Below are 17,110 nucleotides of genomic sequence, written 5' to 3'. Positions count from 1 at the left end.
GTCAGTCAACACCAATGTTGAATGTGCCGACCTCTTCGCGAGCAGGCTCGCTCCCACAGGGCTATCGACTCCGTGATAGAGCTGATCGATAGCGCGTTAAACAACAGTGATTGGACGCTCGCCTACGACAATGAGATCGTCCACGAACCTTGTGTCTTGCCCACCCGAGTCAATACTTACCTCTCCTTTCCTCCGCCAGCAGGTGCCGTCATGGACATCAAACAACTCAAGTTCCTGATCGCCCTGGAGCAGACCCGTCATTTCGGCCAAGCCGCCGCGCGCTGCCATATCACCCAGCCGACCCTGTCGATGCGCCTGCGAAACCTGGAGGATGAGCTGGACCTGGTACTGGTCACCCGCGGCCAGCGCTTCGAGGGCTTCACCGAGGCGGGCGAGCGCGTACTCGCGTGGGCCCGAACCCTGCTGGCCGCCCACGACGGTCTGTTTGCCGAAGCTGCAGCCTGCCGGGGCCAACTGGTGGGTAACCTGCGCCTGGGCCTGGTGCCGTTGAGCAGCTTCAACCCCGTCAGCTACATCAAGGGCTTGTCCCACAGCTTTCCGGAGCTCAAGTTCAGCCTGTCTTCCCTGAGTTCCGACCAGATCATCGAGAACCTGGGCAACAATCAACTGGACCTGGGGGTGTGCTACCTCGATCACGTCAACCCGAACTATTTCGAGTGCTTCGAGATCGGCGAGACCCGCGTCGGCCTGCTGTACGACACTCGGCACTTCCATTTCGACGGCACGCAAATGAGCTGGGAAGACGCCGCCGAGTTGCCGCTGGGGATGCTCAGCACCGGCATGCATTACCGCAAATCCATTGACCTGAGCTTCCGCAGCCGCGGGCTCAACCCGCAGCCGATCATGGAAAGCGATTCGACTTACCAGTTGCTCCAGGCGATCCACGAAGGGTTTTGCTGCGCGATCATGCCGCTGGACAGCGGCCTGGAAGAACCCATCGAACACCTGGCCTTCATCGACCTGCCGGATGCCAGCGTGCTCGCGCCTTTGGGCCTGGTGATGCGCAAGACCGAGCCGCGCTCGGCGATTGCCGAGAAGTGTTTTGCCGAAGCACGACTGTTATTTCCCCCGAAGCATTAAGACGTAATTATTCAGATATAAAAACCAAACTTCGCCATGGACGATAGAGCTCACCAATCACCACATCGGAACAAGCGATTGGACGCACTAATAAGTTACCCGTAGCCTGAACTCAATTCAGCGCTTCGAGGTTCTTTACATGTTGTGCAAAGTTGAACAAAACATTGATCGAAGCGACACCAACGCCCCTGCTCCACTTCCATTGAACGTGGGGTTTCGCGAGTACGACAGCGACGCGGCAATCGGTCAGGCGGCACTGGCTTCGGAGATTGCCCTGGCGATCACATACAACGGTTTGAGCCAGGCGGTGATGATGGTGTCGCCCGGCAACCTCGAAGACTTCATCCGTGGCTTCAGCGTCAGCAACGACATCGTCAAAGACCAGAGCGAAATCCATGACCTGTGCCTCAGCCATTTCGATCAGGCGGTTCAGGCCGATGTGCAGATTTCCAGCCGCGCGTTCTGGGCCCTGAAGAACCATCGCCGGCAGATGGCTGGCACCAGTGGCTGCGGGCTGTGCGGTGTGGAAGCGCTGGAGCAGGCCCTGCCGACACTGGACGTGCTCGACCCGGTCGCCCTGCCCCCGGCGCAGCATTTCATCGGCATCCGCGAACGCATCGAACAGGCGCAGCAGATGGCCCGCAGCAGCGGCGCGTTGCACGCGGCGTTGTACTTCGACGCCAACGGCAATGCGCTGATCTGCCGCGAAGACATCGGTCGCCACAATGCGCTGGATAAGTTGATCGGCGCCCTGCAGCACGCTGGCATCGACAGCCGTTGCGGCTTCACGGTAGTCACCAGCCGTTGCAGCCTGGAACTGATTCACAAGGCTGTCAGGGCGAAACTGGGCACGCTGGTCAGCCTGTCCGCCCCCACCGCCCTGACGGTGCAATGGGCGATCAAGCATCGCCTCAACCTGATCCACGTGCCCCATCGCAATGCGCCACGAATCTACAGCCCGGCATGATGCCTTCACTCGATCACCGCGCTGACAGGCGCAGGAGTTACCCGTGACAACCCCTTCGGATTTGCCGCCAGGCGGCTTGACCCATCTCGACAGCCAGGGCCGCGCCAACATGGTCGACGTCAGCGACAAGCCATCGACGCAACGTGAAGCGCAAGCCCAGGCCTGGGTACGCATGCGCCCGGAAACCTTGAAGCTGATCCAGAGCAACGGCCACCCCAAGGGCGATGTGTTCGCCGTGGCGCGGGTGGCCGGGATCATGGCGGCGAAGAAAACCAGTGAGCTGATCCCGCTGTGCCACACCCTGCTGCTCAGCTCGATCCACGTCGAGCTCAAGGCCTGTGCACCGGACAGCGTGAAAATCGTCGGCACCTGCCGGGTCGGGGGCCAGACCGGCGTCGAACTGGAAGCGCTGACCGCCGTCAGCGTTGCTGCCCTGACCCTCTATGACATGTGCAAGGCGGTGGACCGCGGCATGGTCATCGACGATATCCGCCTGCTCAGTAAACAGGGTGGCCGCTCGGGTCACTTCAGCTTCGAGGACGCCCAATGATCCTGATCAATTACTTCGCCCGCTACCGCGAACAACTCAACCTGGGCGGTGAAAAACTGCCCCTGACCGACAACCTCAAGACCATCGAAGACGTGCGCCAATTGCTGATGGCTCGCGGTGAGTTGTGGCGCGATGTGCTCGGTGAAAGCAACCTGATGTGTGCGCTGAACCAGGAGTTGTGCCATCCCGATCGCGGGATCGAAGACTTTGACGAGATCGCTTTTTTCCCACCGGTCACCGGAGGCTGAGCATGAGCGTTCGCGTCCAATACAAAGCGTTCGACGTCGGCCAATTGATCGACAACCTGCGGGCGAGCGACCCCGGGGTCGGCGCCGTGGTCAATTTTGTCGGCTATGTCCGGGACATCAACCAGAGCGAAGCCGTCGCCAGCCTGTTTCTCGAACACTATCCGGGCATGACCGAACGTTCGCTGCAAAAGATCATCGACGATGCCAGGGCACGGTGGCCGCTCAAGGCCGTGGAGATCGTGCACCGGATCGGCCAGCTGTCGGTGACCGACCCGATCGTGTTTGTCGGCGTGAGCAGCCAGCATCGCCACGCAGCCTTCGACGCTTGCGCATTCATCATGGATTACCTGAAAACCGATGCGCCATTCTGGAAGCGTGAAGACGTGGCCTCCGGCTCGCGTTGGGTCGATGCCCGTGACAGCGACCGATCCGCCGCCGAACGCTGGACAATCGCGACGCAATAATCGACTACCCAAACCGCCCCATCATGGCTACTGTCTCAGGCTCAAGGCGCATCTGCACAAGGAGCCCACGCTTGAGCCTCACGCCATCCCCGTCCAAAGAACAGGACTTGCCAACACCCGCACCCGTCAGTTTGCGACAAGCCTTCGGTTTCTGGCTCAAGCTCGGCTTCATCAGTTTCGGCGGGCCGGCGGGGCAGATTTCGATCATGCACCAGGAGTTGGTCGAGCGGCGACGCTGGATCTCCGAGCGACGCTTTCTGCACGCCCTCAACTACTGCATGTTGCTGCCCGGCCCCGAGGCCCAGCAACTGGCGACCTACATCGGCTGGCTGATGCACCGCACCCGGGGTGGCGTCCTCGCCGGGGCGCTGTTTGTGTTGCCGTCGCTGTTCATCCTCATCGCCCTGTCCTGGGTGTACATCGCGTTCGGTGACGTGCCGGTGGTGGCCGGCCTGTTCTACGGGATCAAACCTGCGGTCACGGCGATTGTGGTGCAGGCGGCGCATCGGATTGGCTCCCGGGCGTTGAAGAACAGTTGGTTGTGGGGCATCGCCGCCGCGTCCTTCGTGGCGATTTTCCTGCTCAATGTGCCGTTTCCATTGATCGTGCTGGGGGCGGCAATCGTCGGCTATTTCGGCGGGCGGCTGGCGCCGGAAAAATTCAGGGCCGGCGGCCACGGCGCGGCGCAGAAATCCTTCGGCCCGGCGCTCATCGACGACGACACGCCGACGCCTGAACATGCGCGTTTCAGTCGCTGGAACCTGCTGCGCCTGGCGATCATCGGCGCCGTGTTGTGGACGTTACCCATGGCCATCCTCACCGCACTGTTCGGCTGGGATGGCACGCTGACGCAGATGGGCTGGTTCTTCACCAAGGCGGCGCTGCTGACCTTCGGTGGCGCCTACGCGGTCCTGCCGTATGTGTACCAGGGTGCCGTCGGCCATTACGGCTGGCTGACGCCGACGCAAATGATCGATGGCCTGGCGCTCGGCGAAACCACGCCGGGCCCGTTGATCATGGTCGTCGCCTTCGTCGGTTTTATCGGCGGCTATGTGCATCAGGTGTTCGGCCCCGATCAAGCCTTTGTCGCCGGCGCCGTCGCCGCCACGCTGGTGACCTGGTTCACCTTCCTGCCTTCGTTCCTGTTCATCCTCGCCGGCGGACCCTTGGTGGAGTCGACGCACAACGAGCTCAAATTCACTGCACCACTGACGGCGATTACGGCCGCGGTGGTCGGTGTGATCCTCAATCTGGCGTGCTTCTTTGCCTACCACGTTTTGTGGCCCAACGGCTTCGCCGGGCAACTGGACTGGCCTTCGCTGCTGATCGCCATTGTCGCTGCGACCGCACTGCTTCGGTTCAAGCGCGGCGTGATCGAAGTGTTGATCGGCTGTGGGCTGCTCGGACTGGGGGTGTACCTGCTGCGCTGAAACAAACGTTTACAGCCGCGGGATTCACCCCTAGTATCCAGACACCCCCGGATGGCTGGTCATCGGCCTCCGACGTTTTCCCTTGCTGGAAAAAGATTCATGAGCAAATTGCCGTCAGAGCAACACGTCTCGATTCAGGCCACCTCGCTGCTGGCCGTGGACGGCATTGCCTCATGAAACGCATCGTCAACCTGCCCATGGCCCTGCGCCGCTCAAAACTGCGTCACTCCGCACGTCCGCCGGATAGCCCCCTGCTCGCCTGATCGCGTTCCCGACGCGTAGAGCCTCCTCTTTTTCGCTATCGCTGCCAGCACGCTCCGGGACTGTACCCGTCGTCGTGTCGTGGCCTGAATCCGTGCGCCTGCGTGGCGCCAACGTGAGTGACGAACAATGAAATTCGCAGCCCTTGAAGACGCCCGTAACTTTCTGGCGAACAACCCCGATATCGACATGATCGAGCTGTTTATTCTCGATGCCAACGGCGTGCCCCGCGGCAAGCTGTTGCACCGTGAAGAACTGCTGGCGGTGTATGAAAGCGGCCGTCCGCTGCCCAGCACCATCCTCGGCCTGACCTTGCAGGGCGACGACGTCGAGAACTCCGGGCTGGTCTGGGATGTGGGCGATATCGACTGCCGCGCCTACCCGCTCGAGGGCAGCCTGGTGCGTTTGCCTTGGCGGAAGATTCCGACGGCAGCGGTGCAAGTCAGCATGCACCCGCAAGAAGGCATGCCGGCGAGCATCGCCGATCCGCGCCATTTGCTGATCAAGGTCATCGAGGGCCTGAAGGCCGAGGGTTATCACCCGGTGATGGCCTGCGAACTGGAGTTCTATCTGCTGGACGCCAAGCGCGATCAAAACGGCCGCCCGCAACCGGCCCTGGATGCCGACGGCGGTCGACCGAGGCATACGCAGGTCTATGGCCTGCGCGAACTTGAGCAGATCGAACCCTTCCTCGCCGACCTCTACGCGGCGTGCAAACTCCACGAAATTCCGGCGCGCACGGCGATCTCCGAATACGCCCCCGGCCAGGTGGAAATCACCCTGGAACACGGCGATGCCTTGCTCGCGATGGACCAGGCCGTACGCTACAAACGGTTGGTCAAAGCCATCGCCCACAAGCACGGCATGCAGGCCACCTTCATGGCCAAACCTTTCGATCATCTGGCGGGTACCGGCATGCACATGCACGTGAGCATTGCCGATGCCGAGGGCCGCAACCTGTTCGCCTCCGAGGACCCGGCGGGCACCCCGCTGCTGCGCACGGCCATCGGCGGCATGCTCGCCTCGCTGCTCGATTCGCTGCTGCTGTTCTGCCCCAACGCCAACTCCTACCGGCGTTTCCAGGCCAACAGCTATGCGCCGCTGGCGCCGACCTGGGGCGTCGACAACCGCACCGTCAGCCTGCGCGTTCCCGGAGGCCCGGCCAACAGTCGGCACATCGAACACCGTATCTGCGGCGCCGATGCCAACCCTTATCTGGCGGCGGCGGCGATCCTGGCCGGCATCCATCGCGGCATCCGCGAGGATCTCGATCCGGGCGAACCGGTTGAAGGCAATGGTTATGCGCAAGCCACACAACTGCTGCCGACCGATTGGCTGACTTCCCTGACGGCGCTGGAGAATTCGGTGTGGGCGCGGGATGCGCTGGGGCAGGAATTTCTGGGGGTGTATCTGGCGGTCAAGCGTGCCGAGTATCGGCAGTTCATGGCTGAGGTGGGTGAGCAGGATTGGCGTTGGTATCTGACGGAGGCGTAAGCCTGCTGGTCAGTCATACGCCGTTCCCCTTGTGGGAGCGAGCCTGCTCGCGAATGCAGTATGTCAGACACCACAAGTGCTGAATGTGCCGGCCTCTTCGCGAGCAGGCTCGCTCCCACAAGGGGCGGCGCCAGCTTCACTCCCCCTTTCTGCCTGGACATGAAACATGACTCAACGCACCAACTCCTACTACACCGCCACCCTCAACCAGGACACCGACTACCCCACCCTGCAAGGCCAGCACCGGGTTGACGTGGTCATCATCGGCGGTGGTTTCACCGGCGTCGCCACCGCCGTCGAACTGGCGGAAAAAGGCCTGAAAGTCGCCATCGTCGAAAGCCACAAGATCGGCTGGGGCGCCACCGGGCGCAACGGTGGCCAGGTCACCGGCAGCCTGTCGGGCGACGAAGCGATGCGCAAACAGATGCGCCGCACCCTCGGTGATGAGGTCGATGACTTCATCTGGCACCTGCGCTGGCGCGGGCACCAGATCATCCAGCAACGGGTGGAAAAATACGGCATCGCCTGCGACCTCAAGCACGGTCACCTGCATGCGGCGTACAAACCGAGCCACATGGACGGCTTGCGCAAGGATTACGAAGAAGCGGTGCACCGTGGCATGGCCGACGAAGTCAGCCTGCTCGACCGCAGCGAGGTGCGCGACCTGCTGCAAAGCGACCTCTACCACGGCGCCATCAAGAACATGCGCAACATGCACCTGCACCCGCTCAACCTGTGCATCGGTGAGGCGCGGGCGGCGGAAAGTCTCGGTGCATTGATCTTCGAAAACAGCGAGGTGCTGGAGATCATTCATGGCGACACGCCGGGCGTACGCACCGCCCACGGTCGCATCGACGCCAATCAGGTGCTGCTGGCCGGCGACGTCTACCACAAACTGGAACCGGGCCAGCTCAAGGGCAAGATCTTCCCGGCCATGGGCGGCATCGTCACCACCGCGCCGCTGGGTGACCTGGCGAAACAGATCAACCCCGAAGACCTGGCCGTGTACGACTGCCGCTTTGTGCTCGACTACTACCGCCTGACCGCCGACGGTCGCTTGCTGTTCGGTGGCGGCGCCAACTACAGCGGCAAGGATTCGCGCGACATCGCCGCCGAACTCCGCCCATGCATCGAGCAGACGTTCCCGGCGCTCAAAGGCGTGGCCATCGATTACCAGTGGAGTTGCGCGATGGGCATCGTCATCAACCGCATCCCGCAACTGGGCAAGCTGTCGGATAACGTCTGGTACTGCCAGGGCTACTCCGGCCACGGCATCGCCACCACCCACATCATGGGCGAAATCATGGGCCGGGCGATCACCGGACAACTGCAGCAGTTCGACACCTTCGCCGCCTGCCAGCACATCCGCGTGCCCATGGGTGACCTGCTCGGCAATCCGATGCTGGCTGCCGGGATGTGGTACTACCAGATGCTTGAGCGGTTGCGCTGAGATCGACTACCTCCATCGGGAGCAGGCTCGACCGCAACTATCGGGCCTGGCAATCAATCCCTGTGGGAGCGAGCCTGCTCGCGAAGGGGCCGCCAGGTTCAACATCAATGTCGCCTGACACTCCGCCTTCGCGAGCAGGCTCGCTCCCACAGGGGATTGGGGTCATCCGCAACGGCTTCACCCCTCCACCTGCACCACCTCAATTCCCAACGCCCGATAGTCCTCGACATTCCCCGACGCCACATGGCGCTCGGTGATCAGCGTGTGCAAGCGCGAGCACGGCGCGACCACGAACGGCTCCACTGCCCCCAGCTTGTCCGCGGTGGTGACCGCGATCACATGGGACGCGCTGTCGAGCATCGCCTGCTTCACCGGCACCTCGTCAAAGTGCAGCGAACTGATGCCGACTTCCGGGTGAATCGCGCACACGCCGGTGAACAACAGATCGGCCTTGATGCCTTCGAGCAGGCGCAGGGTTTCATGACCACTGGCCGACATCGTGGCCGGATTGAGTTGACCACCGGCCAGGATCACCTTGATGCCCTTGTATTCGGACAAGGTGATCGCGGTCATGGGCGATGCGGTGACCGCCGTGATGCAGATGTCCGACGGCAGCGACCGCGCGATCTGCAAGGTCGTGGTGCCGGAATCGAACAGCACGATCTGCCCGTTCTCGACGCGATGGGCCGCCTGCTGCGCCAGGCGGGTTTTCACCTCGTCGGTTTCGCTGATGCGGGTGAAGTAATCCTTGCCGGTGTCCTTGGGTCGCGGCAGCGCCCCACCGTGCACCCGCTGCACCAGGCCGGCACTGGCCAGTTCTGACAGATCGCGGCGAATGGTGTCTTCGGAGACGGCGAAATGCTGGCTCAACTCGGAGGCCATGACCTTGCCGTCGCGTTCGAGGATCAGGAGGATTTTCTGTCGGCGCAGATGAGGGAGTTCGGCTGGCGAGTGATCGTGCATGGTCCTGCCTGTTTATGCATGAGGCTGCGTGTTTGTGCGAGATTAGCCAAACCCCAGGACAAACACAAACCGGCGAACCCGGAAAAAGCGCCAGATATCAATTCTTTCGATCTTTCAAATCATGAAGGGAAATTTCATATTTTCTCCCTTCCTGTTCAGAATGGCGCCGTCACTCATGTTTTGGATGGAAACTTCATGAATCTCAATTTCGCTTTTGCCTGCATGATCGTCGTCTCGTTCACCATCGCACTGGTGCACACCTGATCGGCAGAAACCCGGTACTCTGCATGCCTTCCTGACAGCAGAGTCGCCCCATGCTTTTTGCCCTTGTATCGAACGGCACCCTCCTCACGCCTGAACGACCCGATACAACGGTGCCCTGGTGGAGCTTCAGCAAAACCGTGATCGCCGCCGCTGCCCTGACACTGGTGCGCGACGGTTTGACCGGTCTTGACGACACCGTCCCGGAAGGCCCGTTCACCCTGCGCCAACTGCTGCGACACGAGGCCGGGCTGGCGGATTATTCCGAACTCGCCGATTACCACGCCGCTGTCGCCCGCCATGACATCCCCTGGTCTTCTGATGATCTGCTGCAACGCCTTGATGCCGCCCGGTTGCGCTACACGCCGGGGGACGGCTGGCGATATTCCAACGTCGGTTACCTGTTCATCGCGCGGCTCATCCAACGCGTGACCAGTCTCTCCCTTGAAGAAGCACTCACCCAGCGCGTATTGGCCCCTCTCGGCCTGACGCATGCGCGCCTGGCAAAAAGCCGGTCCGATCTGCAAGGCGTGGACATGGGCGGTGCCCCCGATTACGACCCGGGCTGGGTCTATCACGGCTTGCTGGTCGGTCCGCTGGATGAGGCCGCGTTGTGCCTGGATCGACTGTTGAGCGGAGACCTTTTCCCCCTTGAACTGCTGCGCGACATGCAAAGGGCCCGGTCGCTTGGCGGCCCGATTCCCGGCCGCCCGTGGATGTCCCCGGGTTATGGCCTGGGGCTGATGCAAGGTGTGGAAAAAGGTGGTTTGACGTTGAGCGGACACACCGGCAGTGGACCCGGCAGCGTCGTGGCGGTCTATCGCAGCGTCGATGGCGACAACACGGCCAGTTGCGCGGTGTTTCAAGCAAACACCCACGAAGCGGTGGTCGAAACCGAAGTGGTGAAGCGCCTGTCGGCCACCTTGAAAGCAAGTACGTAATCGAGCGATAAATCATTCTCAAACAATAACGCGTATCAATAAATGATTTAGCTACTTGATACGCTATTGATTTAAAGCAATACAACCCACTCTTCCTGCACGCACTCTCCAATTACCGTCGGTCGATAAGACTTGCGCCGTTAAACCCGGGAAAATTTCGTGAACTAGTCTGATTGCAAGTTCGGCGGAGTGAACGCCATGGCATTGGCTGAAGAACAAAAACTGCAGCGGCGCAAGGAAACCCGGCTGTTCCTGTTTCTTGTCGTCTGCCTGTTTCCGTTGCTGTCGGTCGCTATTGTTGGCGGCTACGGTTTCATTGTCTGGATTTTACAAATGATCTACGGCCCGCCCGGGCCACCCAACTGATCACACTCTGTTGGAGTCAGCGCATGGACGAAGCCCTGCACATCGCCAGCCTGGTTGTACTTGCCCGACCGGAACTTTTTGAAGCCGTCAAAGCCAACTTGCGTCTATTGGACGGTGTGGAACTGCATCAGGAAAGTGCCGCCGGCAAACTGGTGGTCGTGCTTGAAACCACACACGAAAACCAGATCCTGCAACGCATCGAACAGATCAACAACCTGCCCGGCGTACTCAACGCCGCGTTGATCTATCACGAAATCCTCGATTCTGTCGGAGACGTCGAATGAGCATGTCGCGTCGAACATTCGTCAAGGCCCAGGCCGCCGCCATTGCGGCCTCCGCAGCTGGCCTGCCGATCATCACTTCTGCCAGCAATCTGGTGACCGAAGCGGACATGGTCACCCTGGACTGGAACAAAGCGCCCTGTCGCTTTTGCGGCACCGGCTGCAGTGTGATGGTCGCGACCAAGGACAACCGGGTGGTCGCTACCCACGGCGACGTCAAGGCCGAGGTCAATCGCGGGCTGAACTGTGTGAAGGGCTATTTCCTGTCCAAGATCATGTACGGCGTCGACCGCCTGACCCAGCCGATGCTGCGCATGAAAAACGGTCAGTTCGACAAACAGGGCGAATTCCAGCCGATCAGCTGGGAGAAGGCCTTCGACATCATGGAAGCGAAATTCAAGGAAGCCCTGAAAAACAAAGGGCCCGAATCGATCGGCATGTTCGGCTCCGGGCAATGGACGGTGTGGGAAGGCTACGCCGCCAACAAGCTGATGAAGGCCGGCTTCCGCAGCAACAACATCGACCCCAATGCCCGTCATTGCATGGCCTCGGCGGTGATGGGGTTCATGCGCACCTTCGGCATGGACGAGCCAATGGGTTGCTACGACGACATCGAAGCCACCGACGCCTTCGTGCTGTGGGGTTCGAACATGGCCGAGATGCACCCGATCCTGTGGAGCCGGGTCACCGATCGACGTCTGAGTTGCCCCCATGTGAAGGTCGCGGTGTTGTCGACCTTCGAACATCGCAGCTTCGAACTGGCCGACATCCCGATGGTGTTCAAGCCGCAAACCGATCTGCTGATCCTCAACTACATCGCCAACCACATCATCGAAAGCGGCGCGGTCAACAAGGACTTCATCACCCAGCACACGCGCTTCGCCCAGGGTGCCGATGACATCGGCTACGGCTTGCGCCCGGATGACCCACGGGAAAAACAGGCGAAGAATGCCGACAAGGCCAACACCTGGACGGACATTTCCTACGAGCAGTTTGCCGCGTTCGTCAAACCCTACACGCTGGATCGCACCGCCAAGGAAACGGGTGTGCCGGCAGAACGGCTCAAGAGCCTGGCCGAGCTGTATGCCGATCCCAAGCGCAAGGTGGTGTCGTTCTGGACCATGGGTTTCAACCAGCACACGCGCGGGGTGTGGGCCAACAACCTGATCTACAACATCCACCTGCTCACCGGCAAAATCAGCGAACCGGGCAACAGCCCCTTCTCGTTGACCGGCCAGCCCTCGGCCTGTGGCACCGCGCGGGAAGTCGGCACCTTCTCGCACCGGTTGCCCGCCGACCTGGTGGTGACCAATCCCAAGCACCGCGCCCACGCGGAACAAATCTGGAAGCTGCCTGAGGGCACCATTCAAGAGAAAGTCGGTTTTCACGCCGTGCAACAGAGCCGCATGCTCAAGGACGGCGTGCTCAACGTGTACTGGACCATGGCCAGCAACAACATGCACGCCGGGCCGAACATCATGCAGGAAACGCTGCCCGGCTGGCGCAACCCGGACAACTTCGTGATTGTCTCGGACGTCTACCCCACCGTGTCCGCCCAGGCGGCGGACCTGATCCTGCCCACGGCCATGTGGGTGGAAAAGGAAGGCGCCTTTGGCAACGCCGAGCGCCGCACGCAGTTCTGGCATCAATTGGTGAGTGCGCCGGGGGATGCCAAATCGGACCTGTGGCAATTGGTGGAGTTTTCCAAGCGCTTCAAGATCGATGAAGTGTGGCCCGCCGACCTGCTGGCCAAGCGACCCGAATACAAGGGCAAGACCCTGTTCGACGTGCTGTACAGGAACGGCCAGGTCGATCAGTTTCCGGTGGGGCAAATCGAAGCCGGCTACAAGAACGACGAAGCCAAGGCCTTCGGTTTCTACCTGCAAAAAGGCCTGTTCGAAGAATACGCCCAGTTCGGTCGCGGCCACGGTCATGACCTGGCTGCCTTCGATCGCTACCACAGCGAACGCGGCCTGCGCTGGCCGGTGGTCGACGGCAAGGAAACCCGCTGGCGCTACCGCGAGGGCTACGACCCTTATGTGGAGACCGGCAGCAAGGTGCAGTTCTACGGCTACCCGGACAAGAAGGCGATCATCTTCGCCCTGCCCTACGAGCCGCCAGCGGAAGCCCCGGATGCCGAGTACCCGTTCTGGCTCAGCACCGGCCGGGTTCTGGAACACTGGCATACAGGCAGCATGACGCAACGGGTCGAAGAGCTGTACAAAGCCGTCCCCGACGCGTTGGTCTACATGCACCCCGAAGATGCCAAGGCCCTGAACGCGCGACGTGGCAGTGAAGTGAAACTGATCAGCCGACGCGGCGAAATCCGTGCGCGCATCGAAACCCGAGGGCGTAACAAACCGCCCCGGGGCCTGGTGTTCGTACCGTTTTTCGATGCCAACAAGCTGATCAACAAGGTCACGCTCGACGCCACCGACCCCATCTCCAAACAGACCGACTACAAGAAATGCGCCATCCGCATCGAGTTGATCAGCGCGGCCTGAGGAGCACCGTCATGACATTTCGAACCCTGCCGCTGTTGTTGCTTGCCGTGATGGCCGCCGTTGTAGGTGCCGCGTTCGCGGCCGAGGTCAATTACCCCCTCGACGCACCGGGCCCGGACGGACGCCGGCCCGGTGGCACCCTGACCCAGAGCATGCCCGCCCCGCCGATTGCCAACGATGAAAACAAGGACCTCAAGCGCGAGCGCAATTACCCCGACCAGCCGCCGACCATCCCCCACAGCATTCGCGGCTATCAGATCGACAAGAACGGCAACAAATGCCTGTCCTGTCACAGCCGGGCCAACAGCGCGCGGACCCAGGCGACGATGATCAGCATCACCCACTACATGGACCGCGACGGTCAGGCGCTGGCCGCCGTTTCACCGCGCCGCTACTTCTGCAACCAGTGCCACGTCCCGCAAAAAGAGGTACTGCCCTTGGTGGGCAACAGCTTCGAGACCATCGACAAAATCCTGCAAGACGACGCCAACGCCGCGCAAAAACCTTAAGGAGGCGCCATGAAAGCACTGTTCGCCCTGCTTAAGGACTACTGGGGTATCCTCCGTCGGCCAAGCGTCTACTTCAGCCTGGGCTTTCTCACGCTGGGCGGCTTTATCGCCGGGATCATTTTCTGGGGCGGTTTCAACACCGCGCTGGAACTGACCAACACCGAGAAATTCTGCACCTCCTGCCATGAGATGCGCGACAACGTGTTCGTCGAGTTGCAGGACACCATCCACTACACCAACCGTTCCGGCGTGCGCGCCAGCTGCCCGGACTGCCACGTCCCTCACGAATGGACGCACAAGATCGCGCGCAAGATGCAGGCGTCGAAAGAGGTCTGGGGCAAGCTGTTCGGCACCATCGACACCCGCGACAAATTCCTCACCCTGCGCCGGGAACTGGCGGAACATGAATGGGCCCGACTCAAGGCCAACGACTCGCGTGAATGCCGTAACTGTCACAACTTCGAATTCATGGACTTCACCCGCCAGAGCAAACGCGCCGCCGCCATGCACTCGACATCACTGGCCAAGGGTGAAGCCACCTGCATCGACTGCCACAAAGGCATCGCCCACAAACTGCCCGACATGAGTGGGGTGAAAGGCTGGTAGTGGCCTAGTTGCTGGCGACATGCCCCGCACGGCCAGCGGTCACCAACGCCTTCAACGACGCGTCGAACTGCTTCAACGCATTGACCTGCAACTCGGTTTGCTGATTGATCTGCGCGGCAATCTGCGGCGCGCCTTTGCCATGCACCCACACCGAGGGCATCTGCTGTGCCCGGGAACCTTCGGCCTGACCGATGTACTGCAGGCTCGCGTCGTAGAACTTCGCCATGAACCGCGCCTCAACCTGATTGTTGCGCTTGGACACCAACCGGCTGTAGGTATCGAGCATCACCACCACATCCGGATGCGCCTGCACCGCCGCGTCAAGGCTGTCGTAGACCGTCACCGACGTGAACTGCTTCTGCAACGACCCCATCAACCAACCCATCGCCCGCTGCGGATCGGAGCTGTCGACGAACGCCTGGGCGATCTGCGCATTCATATCGGGATTCTGCGCACCTTTCACCGCCACGGCGTGGTACTGCTCCAGGTATTGCTGGGTATTGAGCGTGTTCTCGCTGTACAGCACCGCCACCGTTCGGGCGTGCTGCAAACTGGCGGCGCTGTCGGCGATAGGCAGGAAACGGCAGCCCGGATCAGCCGCTATGGCGGGTACGGTGGTGGCAAGGCTGCCGGTCAGCACGGCGACAACAGCCAACAGGGTCGAAATTCTCATCGCGCAGGTTCCTTCAAGGGCGAGATCGGAATGACCCTATCCTCCTCTGATGACAGAAAAACAGAACTTGCGTTTTTTAATGATGGGTATCGATGGAATGAATGGGGGCTATCGGTAGAACGCTGTTCGCCTATGGGAACGCATACCTGTGGCGAGGGGATTTAGCGAAACGTCGCACCGCCCCGTTGGACTGCGCCAGCAGTCCCTATTTTGGGGGCCGCTTCACAACCCAACCGGGTGGCGCGATGTTTCGCTAAATCCCCTCACCACAGATGGATCGTCAGGCGCAGACCGCCCTACTCCCGCGGATCAATCTGATCCAACACCCGATTCGCCGTGATCTCCGCCAGCATGATGCTATTGGAAATCCCCAGCAGCGCATTGCGATCTCCACCCTCCAGATGATCGACCAGTTGATGGACCATCACATCGACCGACGCCAGCGTCTCGACCAGATAAACCACCAGGGTTTCAGTCGTGGTCTCCGGGTTGACGGCAAACAGAGTGCTGGGTGTACGCGGCGTGGCCTTGATGTCGGCCGTCGAGGGGAAGTGGAAGTCGAGGGCGCGCTCGGCGGCTTCGTTGAGTTTGTTTGAGTCGGGTTCGTAGGGGGAAGTCGGATCGGTGTCCGGGGGGTTGGGTGTGACCTTGAACATAGATGAAACTCCTAATTGAAAAGAAGGAGCCTTGACCCTCGCTACCAAACGAAGGGTGGCGGCCATACGCGGGTTGGTAGACCGGTAATTAGGAACCCGGCGCCCCCGAAGGAGCCCTGCGCATGACCACCATAGAGCAGAGATCTTGGAAGGTCTGCAAATGATGACGCCGTACGCCTAATTGAACCGGGCTACCAAACCCGATCACTGATGAGCAGTGACGCGAATCAAGTTACCGAGCGACCCCAAGGCGCACAAGCCGGCGGATTCTGGCGTAACCGTAGGCAGCGACGCAAGGTTTTGTAGCCGTCGTCACGTAACCACAAATGCTTTTAAACAAGCGTTCCCGAGTGATGTTTAATGAGTAGGTAAACGCGTCCTACACGAGGGGGAACCTTGGGAATTTAGACGGCGTCTGGCGTAATCGTCGTAAATGGTACGGGCGACGTGGGCGCTTGATCAGTCCGCTTTCGGTCAATAGCAATCAATCTCTACGGGTCTTTGATACGGAGAATGTGAGCTACACTCTCCGACGTTAGCCTTAGGGAAGCTTGAACGCCGCCAGAAAGGTAGCTTTAGGAGTGGCGCTCTTAGACAATTTTTTCACCATTCCCTCTGCTTCAAGAAGAGTCAACTGGCAGCAACACATCAAATTAGTGGATTCCATATGACGTACTGCATTAGTTCACAGGAAGTGATAAAAGCGATCCGCGCAATGCGTGCAGTACGTATCGGTATTGATGGAATAGATGGCGCGGGCAAGTCAACGTTGGCCCAAGAAATCTCGGGATCCCTTGGGCTTCCTTGTATAAGCCTAGATTCCTTCCTTCTGAAGAAAATGGGCGGGTATGTTGAGTACATCGACTACTCGAAGCTTAAGGCTACCTTGGAGAAGCTTGAAGGCTACATAGTGGAAGGTGTTTGCTTGCGCCAGGTATTGCGGCGAATTCAGCTAGCACCCGCAGTAAACATCTATATCAAGCGAGTGCAACACGAATTCTGGTCGGATGAGGCACAGCTAGACATCAGCGAACCAGTCGACGCCGTTTTATCTCGTGCAAGGGAAATCGCCAGCATGTTTTCGTCTAGTCCGGTCAGTGATCTCGGGTTGGTAGAAGAGGTTATTCGGTATCACGCTGAATTTCGCCCGCACGATCATGCTGACGTAACCTATGCTGTGGGCCTCGCATTAGCGACTCCCTGCAGGGACAACGATTTGGAGAAGTGACGGTTTTATTTTTCTGCCTCATACACCGTGCGGCTTTATGTAGGAAGCTGCACTAGTATGAACGTCCGTTTTTGCTTTTTTTGCCGACAACGTCCTATGGAAAAGCGGCAATAATCTGGAATAGATCTAGAAAGACAAAATCTATTGCTAACTATTT

19 protein-coding genes are annotated in these 17,110 nt (G+C 60.2%); 16 read left to right on the top strand and 3 right to left on the bottom strand.

Translation table 11 applies throughout. The annotated features are described in order from the left end of the window. The first annotated feature begins 210 nt into the window (after positions 1 to 210). From HNQ83_RS24410 to HNQ83_RS24375, 8 genes are all read left to right on the top strand, one after another. Complete coding sequence (locus HNQ83_RS24410; RefSeq protein WP_175391314.1) at positions 211 to 1,101, top strand: LysR family transcriptional regulator; 891 nt, start codon at positions 211 to 213, stop codon at positions 1,099 to 1,101. A 139-nt stretch (positions 1,102 to 1,240) separates the two neighbouring features. Beyond that, positions 1,241 to 2,068, top strand: coding sequence for a formate dehydrogenase accessory sulfurtransferase FdhD (gene fdhD, locus HNQ83_RS24405; RefSeq protein ID WP_175391313.1), 828 nt, complete (start codon positions 1,241 to 1,243; stop codon positions 2,066 to 2,068). Between the two features lie 43 nt (positions 2,069 to 2,111). Continuing rightward, positions 2,112 to 2,618 carry a cyclic pyranopterin monophosphate synthase MoaC gene (gene moaC, locus HNQ83_RS24400; RefSeq protein WP_175391312.1) on the top strand — a complete coding sequence of 169 codons (507 nt, stop codon included), beginning with the start codon at positions 2,112 to 2,114 and terminating at the stop codon, positions 2,616 to 2,618. After that, positions 2,615 to 2,866 (top strand): MoaD/ThiS family protein, encoded by a 252-nt coding sequence (locus HNQ83_RS24395; protein WP_175391311.1) that lies wholly within the window; start codon positions 2,615 to 2,617, stop codon positions 2,864 to 2,866. Before moaC ends, HNQ83_RS24395 begins: the two co-directional genes overlap by 4 nt. Before the next feature lie 2 nt (positions 2,867 to 2,868). Further along, entirely contained in the window at positions 2,869 to 3,330 is a 462-nt protein-coding gene (gene moaE, locus HNQ83_RS24390; RefSeq protein WP_175391310.1) for a molybdopterin synthase catalytic subunit MoaE, read from the top strand. 71 nt (positions 3,331 to 3,401) lie between these two features. Continuing rightward, on the top strand, positions 3,402 to 4,760 hold the full coding sequence (chrA, locus tag HNQ83_RS24385; RefSeq protein ID WP_175391309.1) for a chromate efflux transporter: 1,359 nt from the start codon (positions 3,402 to 3,404) through the stop codon (positions 4,758 to 4,760). A 390-nt stretch (positions 4,761 to 5,150) separates the two neighbouring features. After that, positions 5,151 to 6,515, top strand: a complete 1,365-nt coding sequence (locus HNQ83_RS24380; RefSeq protein WP_175391308.1) for a glutamine synthetase family protein — start codon at positions 5,151 to 5,153, stop codon at positions 6,513 to 6,515. A 166-nt stretch (positions 6,516 to 6,681) separates the two neighbouring features. Further along, entirely contained in the window at positions 6,682 to 7,965 is a 1,284-nt protein-coding gene (locus tag HNQ83_RS24375; protein WP_175391307.1) for an FAD-binding oxidoreductase, read from the top strand. A gap of 177 nt (positions 7,966 to 8,142) precedes the next feature. Here the strand turns inward: HNQ83_RS24375 and HNQ83_RS24370 are convergent, their stop codons facing one another. Further along, positions 8,143 to 8,928: a DeoR/GlpR family DNA-binding transcription regulator gene (locus tag HNQ83_RS24370; protein WP_175391306.1), complete on the bottom strand. Its 786-nt coding sequence runs from the start codon at positions 8,926 to 8,928 to the stop codon at positions 8,143 to 8,145. On the opposite strand from HNQ83_RS24370, the gene HNQ83_RS24365 reads away from it, so the two are divergent. The 7 genes from HNQ83_RS24365 (at position 8,824) to HNQ83_RS24335 (ending at position 14,396) form a co-directional block, all read left to right on the top strand. Next, complete coding sequence (locus tag HNQ83_RS24365) at positions 8,824 to 9,192, top strand: hypothetical protein (RefSeq protein WP_175391272.1); 369 nt, start codon at positions 8,824 to 8,826, stop codon at positions 9,190 to 9,192. The genes HNQ83_RS24370 and HNQ83_RS24365 overlap by 105 nt on opposite strands. Positions 9,193 to 9,242: 50 nt before the next feature. After that, positions 9,243 to 10,130 (top strand): serine hydrolase, encoded by an 888-nt coding sequence (locus HNQ83_RS24360; RefSeq protein WP_175391305.1) that lies wholly within the window; start codon positions 9,243 to 9,245, stop codon positions 10,128 to 10,130. Positions 10,131 to 10,328: 198 nt separating this feature from the next. Beyond that, on the top strand, positions 10,329 to 10,496 hold the full coding sequence (napE, locus tag HNQ83_RS24355; protein WP_175391304.1) for a periplasmic nitrate reductase, NapE protein: 168 nt from the start codon (positions 10,329 to 10,331) through the stop codon (positions 10,494 to 10,496). A gap of 23 nt (positions 10,497 to 10,519) precedes the next feature. Beyond that, on the top strand, positions 10,520 to 10,780 hold the full coding sequence (locus HNQ83_RS24350) for a chaperone NapD (protein ID WP_175391303.1): 261 nt from the start codon (positions 10,520 to 10,522) through the stop codon (positions 10,778 to 10,780). Continuing rightward, on the top strand, positions 10,777 to 13,281 hold the full coding sequence (gene napA / locus HNQ83_RS24345) for a nitrate reductase catalytic subunit NapA (protein WP_175391302.1): 2,505 nt from the start codon (positions 10,777 to 10,779) through the stop codon (positions 13,279 to 13,281). The genes HNQ83_RS24350 and napA overlap by 4 nt, the downstream gene beginning before the upstream one ends. A gap of 26 nt (positions 13,282 to 13,307) precedes the next feature. Next, on the top strand, positions 13,308 to 13,790 hold the full coding sequence (locus tag HNQ83_RS24340) for a nitrate reductase cytochrome c-type subunit (RefSeq protein WP_175391316.1): 483 nt from the start codon (positions 13,308 to 13,310) through the stop codon (positions 13,788 to 13,790). 9 nt (positions 13,791 to 13,799) lie between these two features. Further along, positions 13,800 to 14,396 (top strand): cytochrome c3 family protein, encoded by a 597-nt coding sequence (locus HNQ83_RS24335; protein WP_175391301.1) that lies wholly within the window; start codon positions 13,800 to 13,802, stop codon positions 14,394 to 14,396. A gap of 4 nt (positions 14,397 to 14,400) precedes the next feature. Here HNQ83_RS24335 and HNQ83_RS24330 read toward each other — a convergent pair whose 3' ends face one another. After that, positions 14,401 to 15,069, bottom strand: a complete 669-nt coding sequence (locus HNQ83_RS24330; RefSeq protein ID WP_175391300.1) for an ATPase — start codon at positions 15,067 to 15,069, stop codon at positions 14,401 to 14,403. Between the two features lie 296 nt (positions 15,070 to 15,365). Further along, complete coding sequence (locus HNQ83_RS24325) at positions 15,366 to 15,725, bottom strand: DUF6124 family protein (RefSeq protein ID WP_175391299.1); 360 nt, start codon at positions 15,723 to 15,725, stop codon at positions 15,366 to 15,368. Positions 15,726 to 16,392: 667 nt separating this feature from the next. Between HNQ83_RS24325 and HNQ83_RS24320 the strand changes: the two genes are divergently transcribed. Next, positions 16,393 to 16,953, top strand: coding sequence for a hypothetical protein (locus HNQ83_RS24320; RefSeq protein ID WP_175391298.1), 561 nt, complete (start codon positions 16,393 to 16,395; stop codon positions 16,951 to 16,953). Positions 16,954 to 17,110: the final 157 nt, after the last annotated feature.

It is taken from the genome of Pseudomonas sp. C2B4 (assembly GCF_013359695.1).
Taxonomy (GTDB): domain Bacteria; phylum Pseudomonadota; class Gammaproteobacteria; order Pseudomonadales; family Pseudomonadaceae; genus Aquipseudomonas.
Note: the sequence above shows the minus strand (reverse complement) of the source record. Positions and strands in the feature narration are given on the sequence as shown.

What these genes read in the sequence shown, in the direction of transcription:
- HNQ83_RS24320 (WP_175391298.1), top strand. Translation starts at nt 16,393, where the DNA reads ATGACGTACTGCATTAGTTCACAGGAAGTGATAAAAGCGATCCGCGCA.
- napE (WP_175391304.1), top strand. Translation starts at nt 10,329, where the DNA reads ATGGCATTGGCTGAAGAACAAAAACTGCAGCGGCGCAAGGAAACCCGG.
- HNQ83_RS24360 (WP_175391305.1), top strand. Translation starts at nt 9,243, where the DNA reads ATGCTTTTTGCCCTTGTATCGAACGGCACCCTCCTCACGCCTGAACGA.
- HNQ83_RS24350 (WP_175391303.1), top strand. Translation starts at nt 10,520, where the DNA reads ATGGACGAAGCCCTGCACATCGCCAGCCTGGTTGTACTTGCCCGACCG.
- HNQ83_RS24410 (WP_175391314.1), top strand. Translation starts at nt 211, where the DNA reads ATGGACATCAAACAACTCAAGTTCCTGATCGCCCTGGAGCAGACCCGT.
- moaE (WP_175391310.1), top strand. Translation starts at nt 2,869, where the DNA reads ATGAGCGTTCGCGTCCAATACAAAGCGTTCGACGTCGGCCAATTGATC.
- HNQ83_RS24380 (WP_175391308.1), top strand. Translation starts at nt 5,151, where the DNA reads ATGAAATTCGCAGCCCTTGAAGACGCCCGTAACTTTCTGGCGAACAAC.
- napA (WP_175391302.1), top strand. Translation starts at nt 10,777, where the DNA reads ATGAGCATGTCGCGTCGAACATTCGTCAAGGCCCAGGCCGCCGCCATT.
- fdhD (WP_175391313.1), top strand. Translation starts at nt 1,241, where the DNA reads ATGTTGTGCAAAGTTGAACAAAACATTGATCGAAGCGACACCAACGCC.
- HNQ83_RS24365 (WP_175391272.1), top strand. Translation starts at nt 8,824, where the DNA reads ATGCTGGCTCAACTCGGAGGCCATGACCTTGCCGTCGCGTTCGAGGAT.
- HNQ83_RS24375 (WP_175391307.1), top strand. Translation starts at nt 6,682, where the DNA reads ATGACTCAACGCACCAACTCCTACTACACCGCCACCCTCAACCAGGAC.
- HNQ83_RS24335 (WP_175391301.1), top strand. Translation starts at nt 13,800, where the DNA reads ATGAAAGCACTGTTCGCCCTGCTTAAGGACTACTGGGGTATCCTCCGT.
- HNQ83_RS24330 (WP_175391300.1), bottom strand. Translation starts at nt 15,069, where the DNA reads ATGAGAATTTCGACCCTGTTGGCTGTTGTCGCCGTGCTGACCGGCAGC.
- HNQ83_RS24370 (WP_175391306.1), bottom strand. Translation starts at nt 8,928, where the DNA reads ATGCACGATCACTCGCCAGCCGAACTCCCTCATCTGCGCCGACAGAAA.
- HNQ83_RS24325 (WP_175391299.1), bottom strand. Translation starts at nt 15,725, where the DNA reads ATGTTCAAGGTCACACCCAACCCCCCGGACACCGATCCGACTTCCCCC.
- HNQ83_RS24395 (WP_175391311.1), top strand. Translation starts at nt 2,615, where the DNA reads ATGATCCTGATCAATTACTTCGCCCGCTACCGCGAACAACTCAACCTG.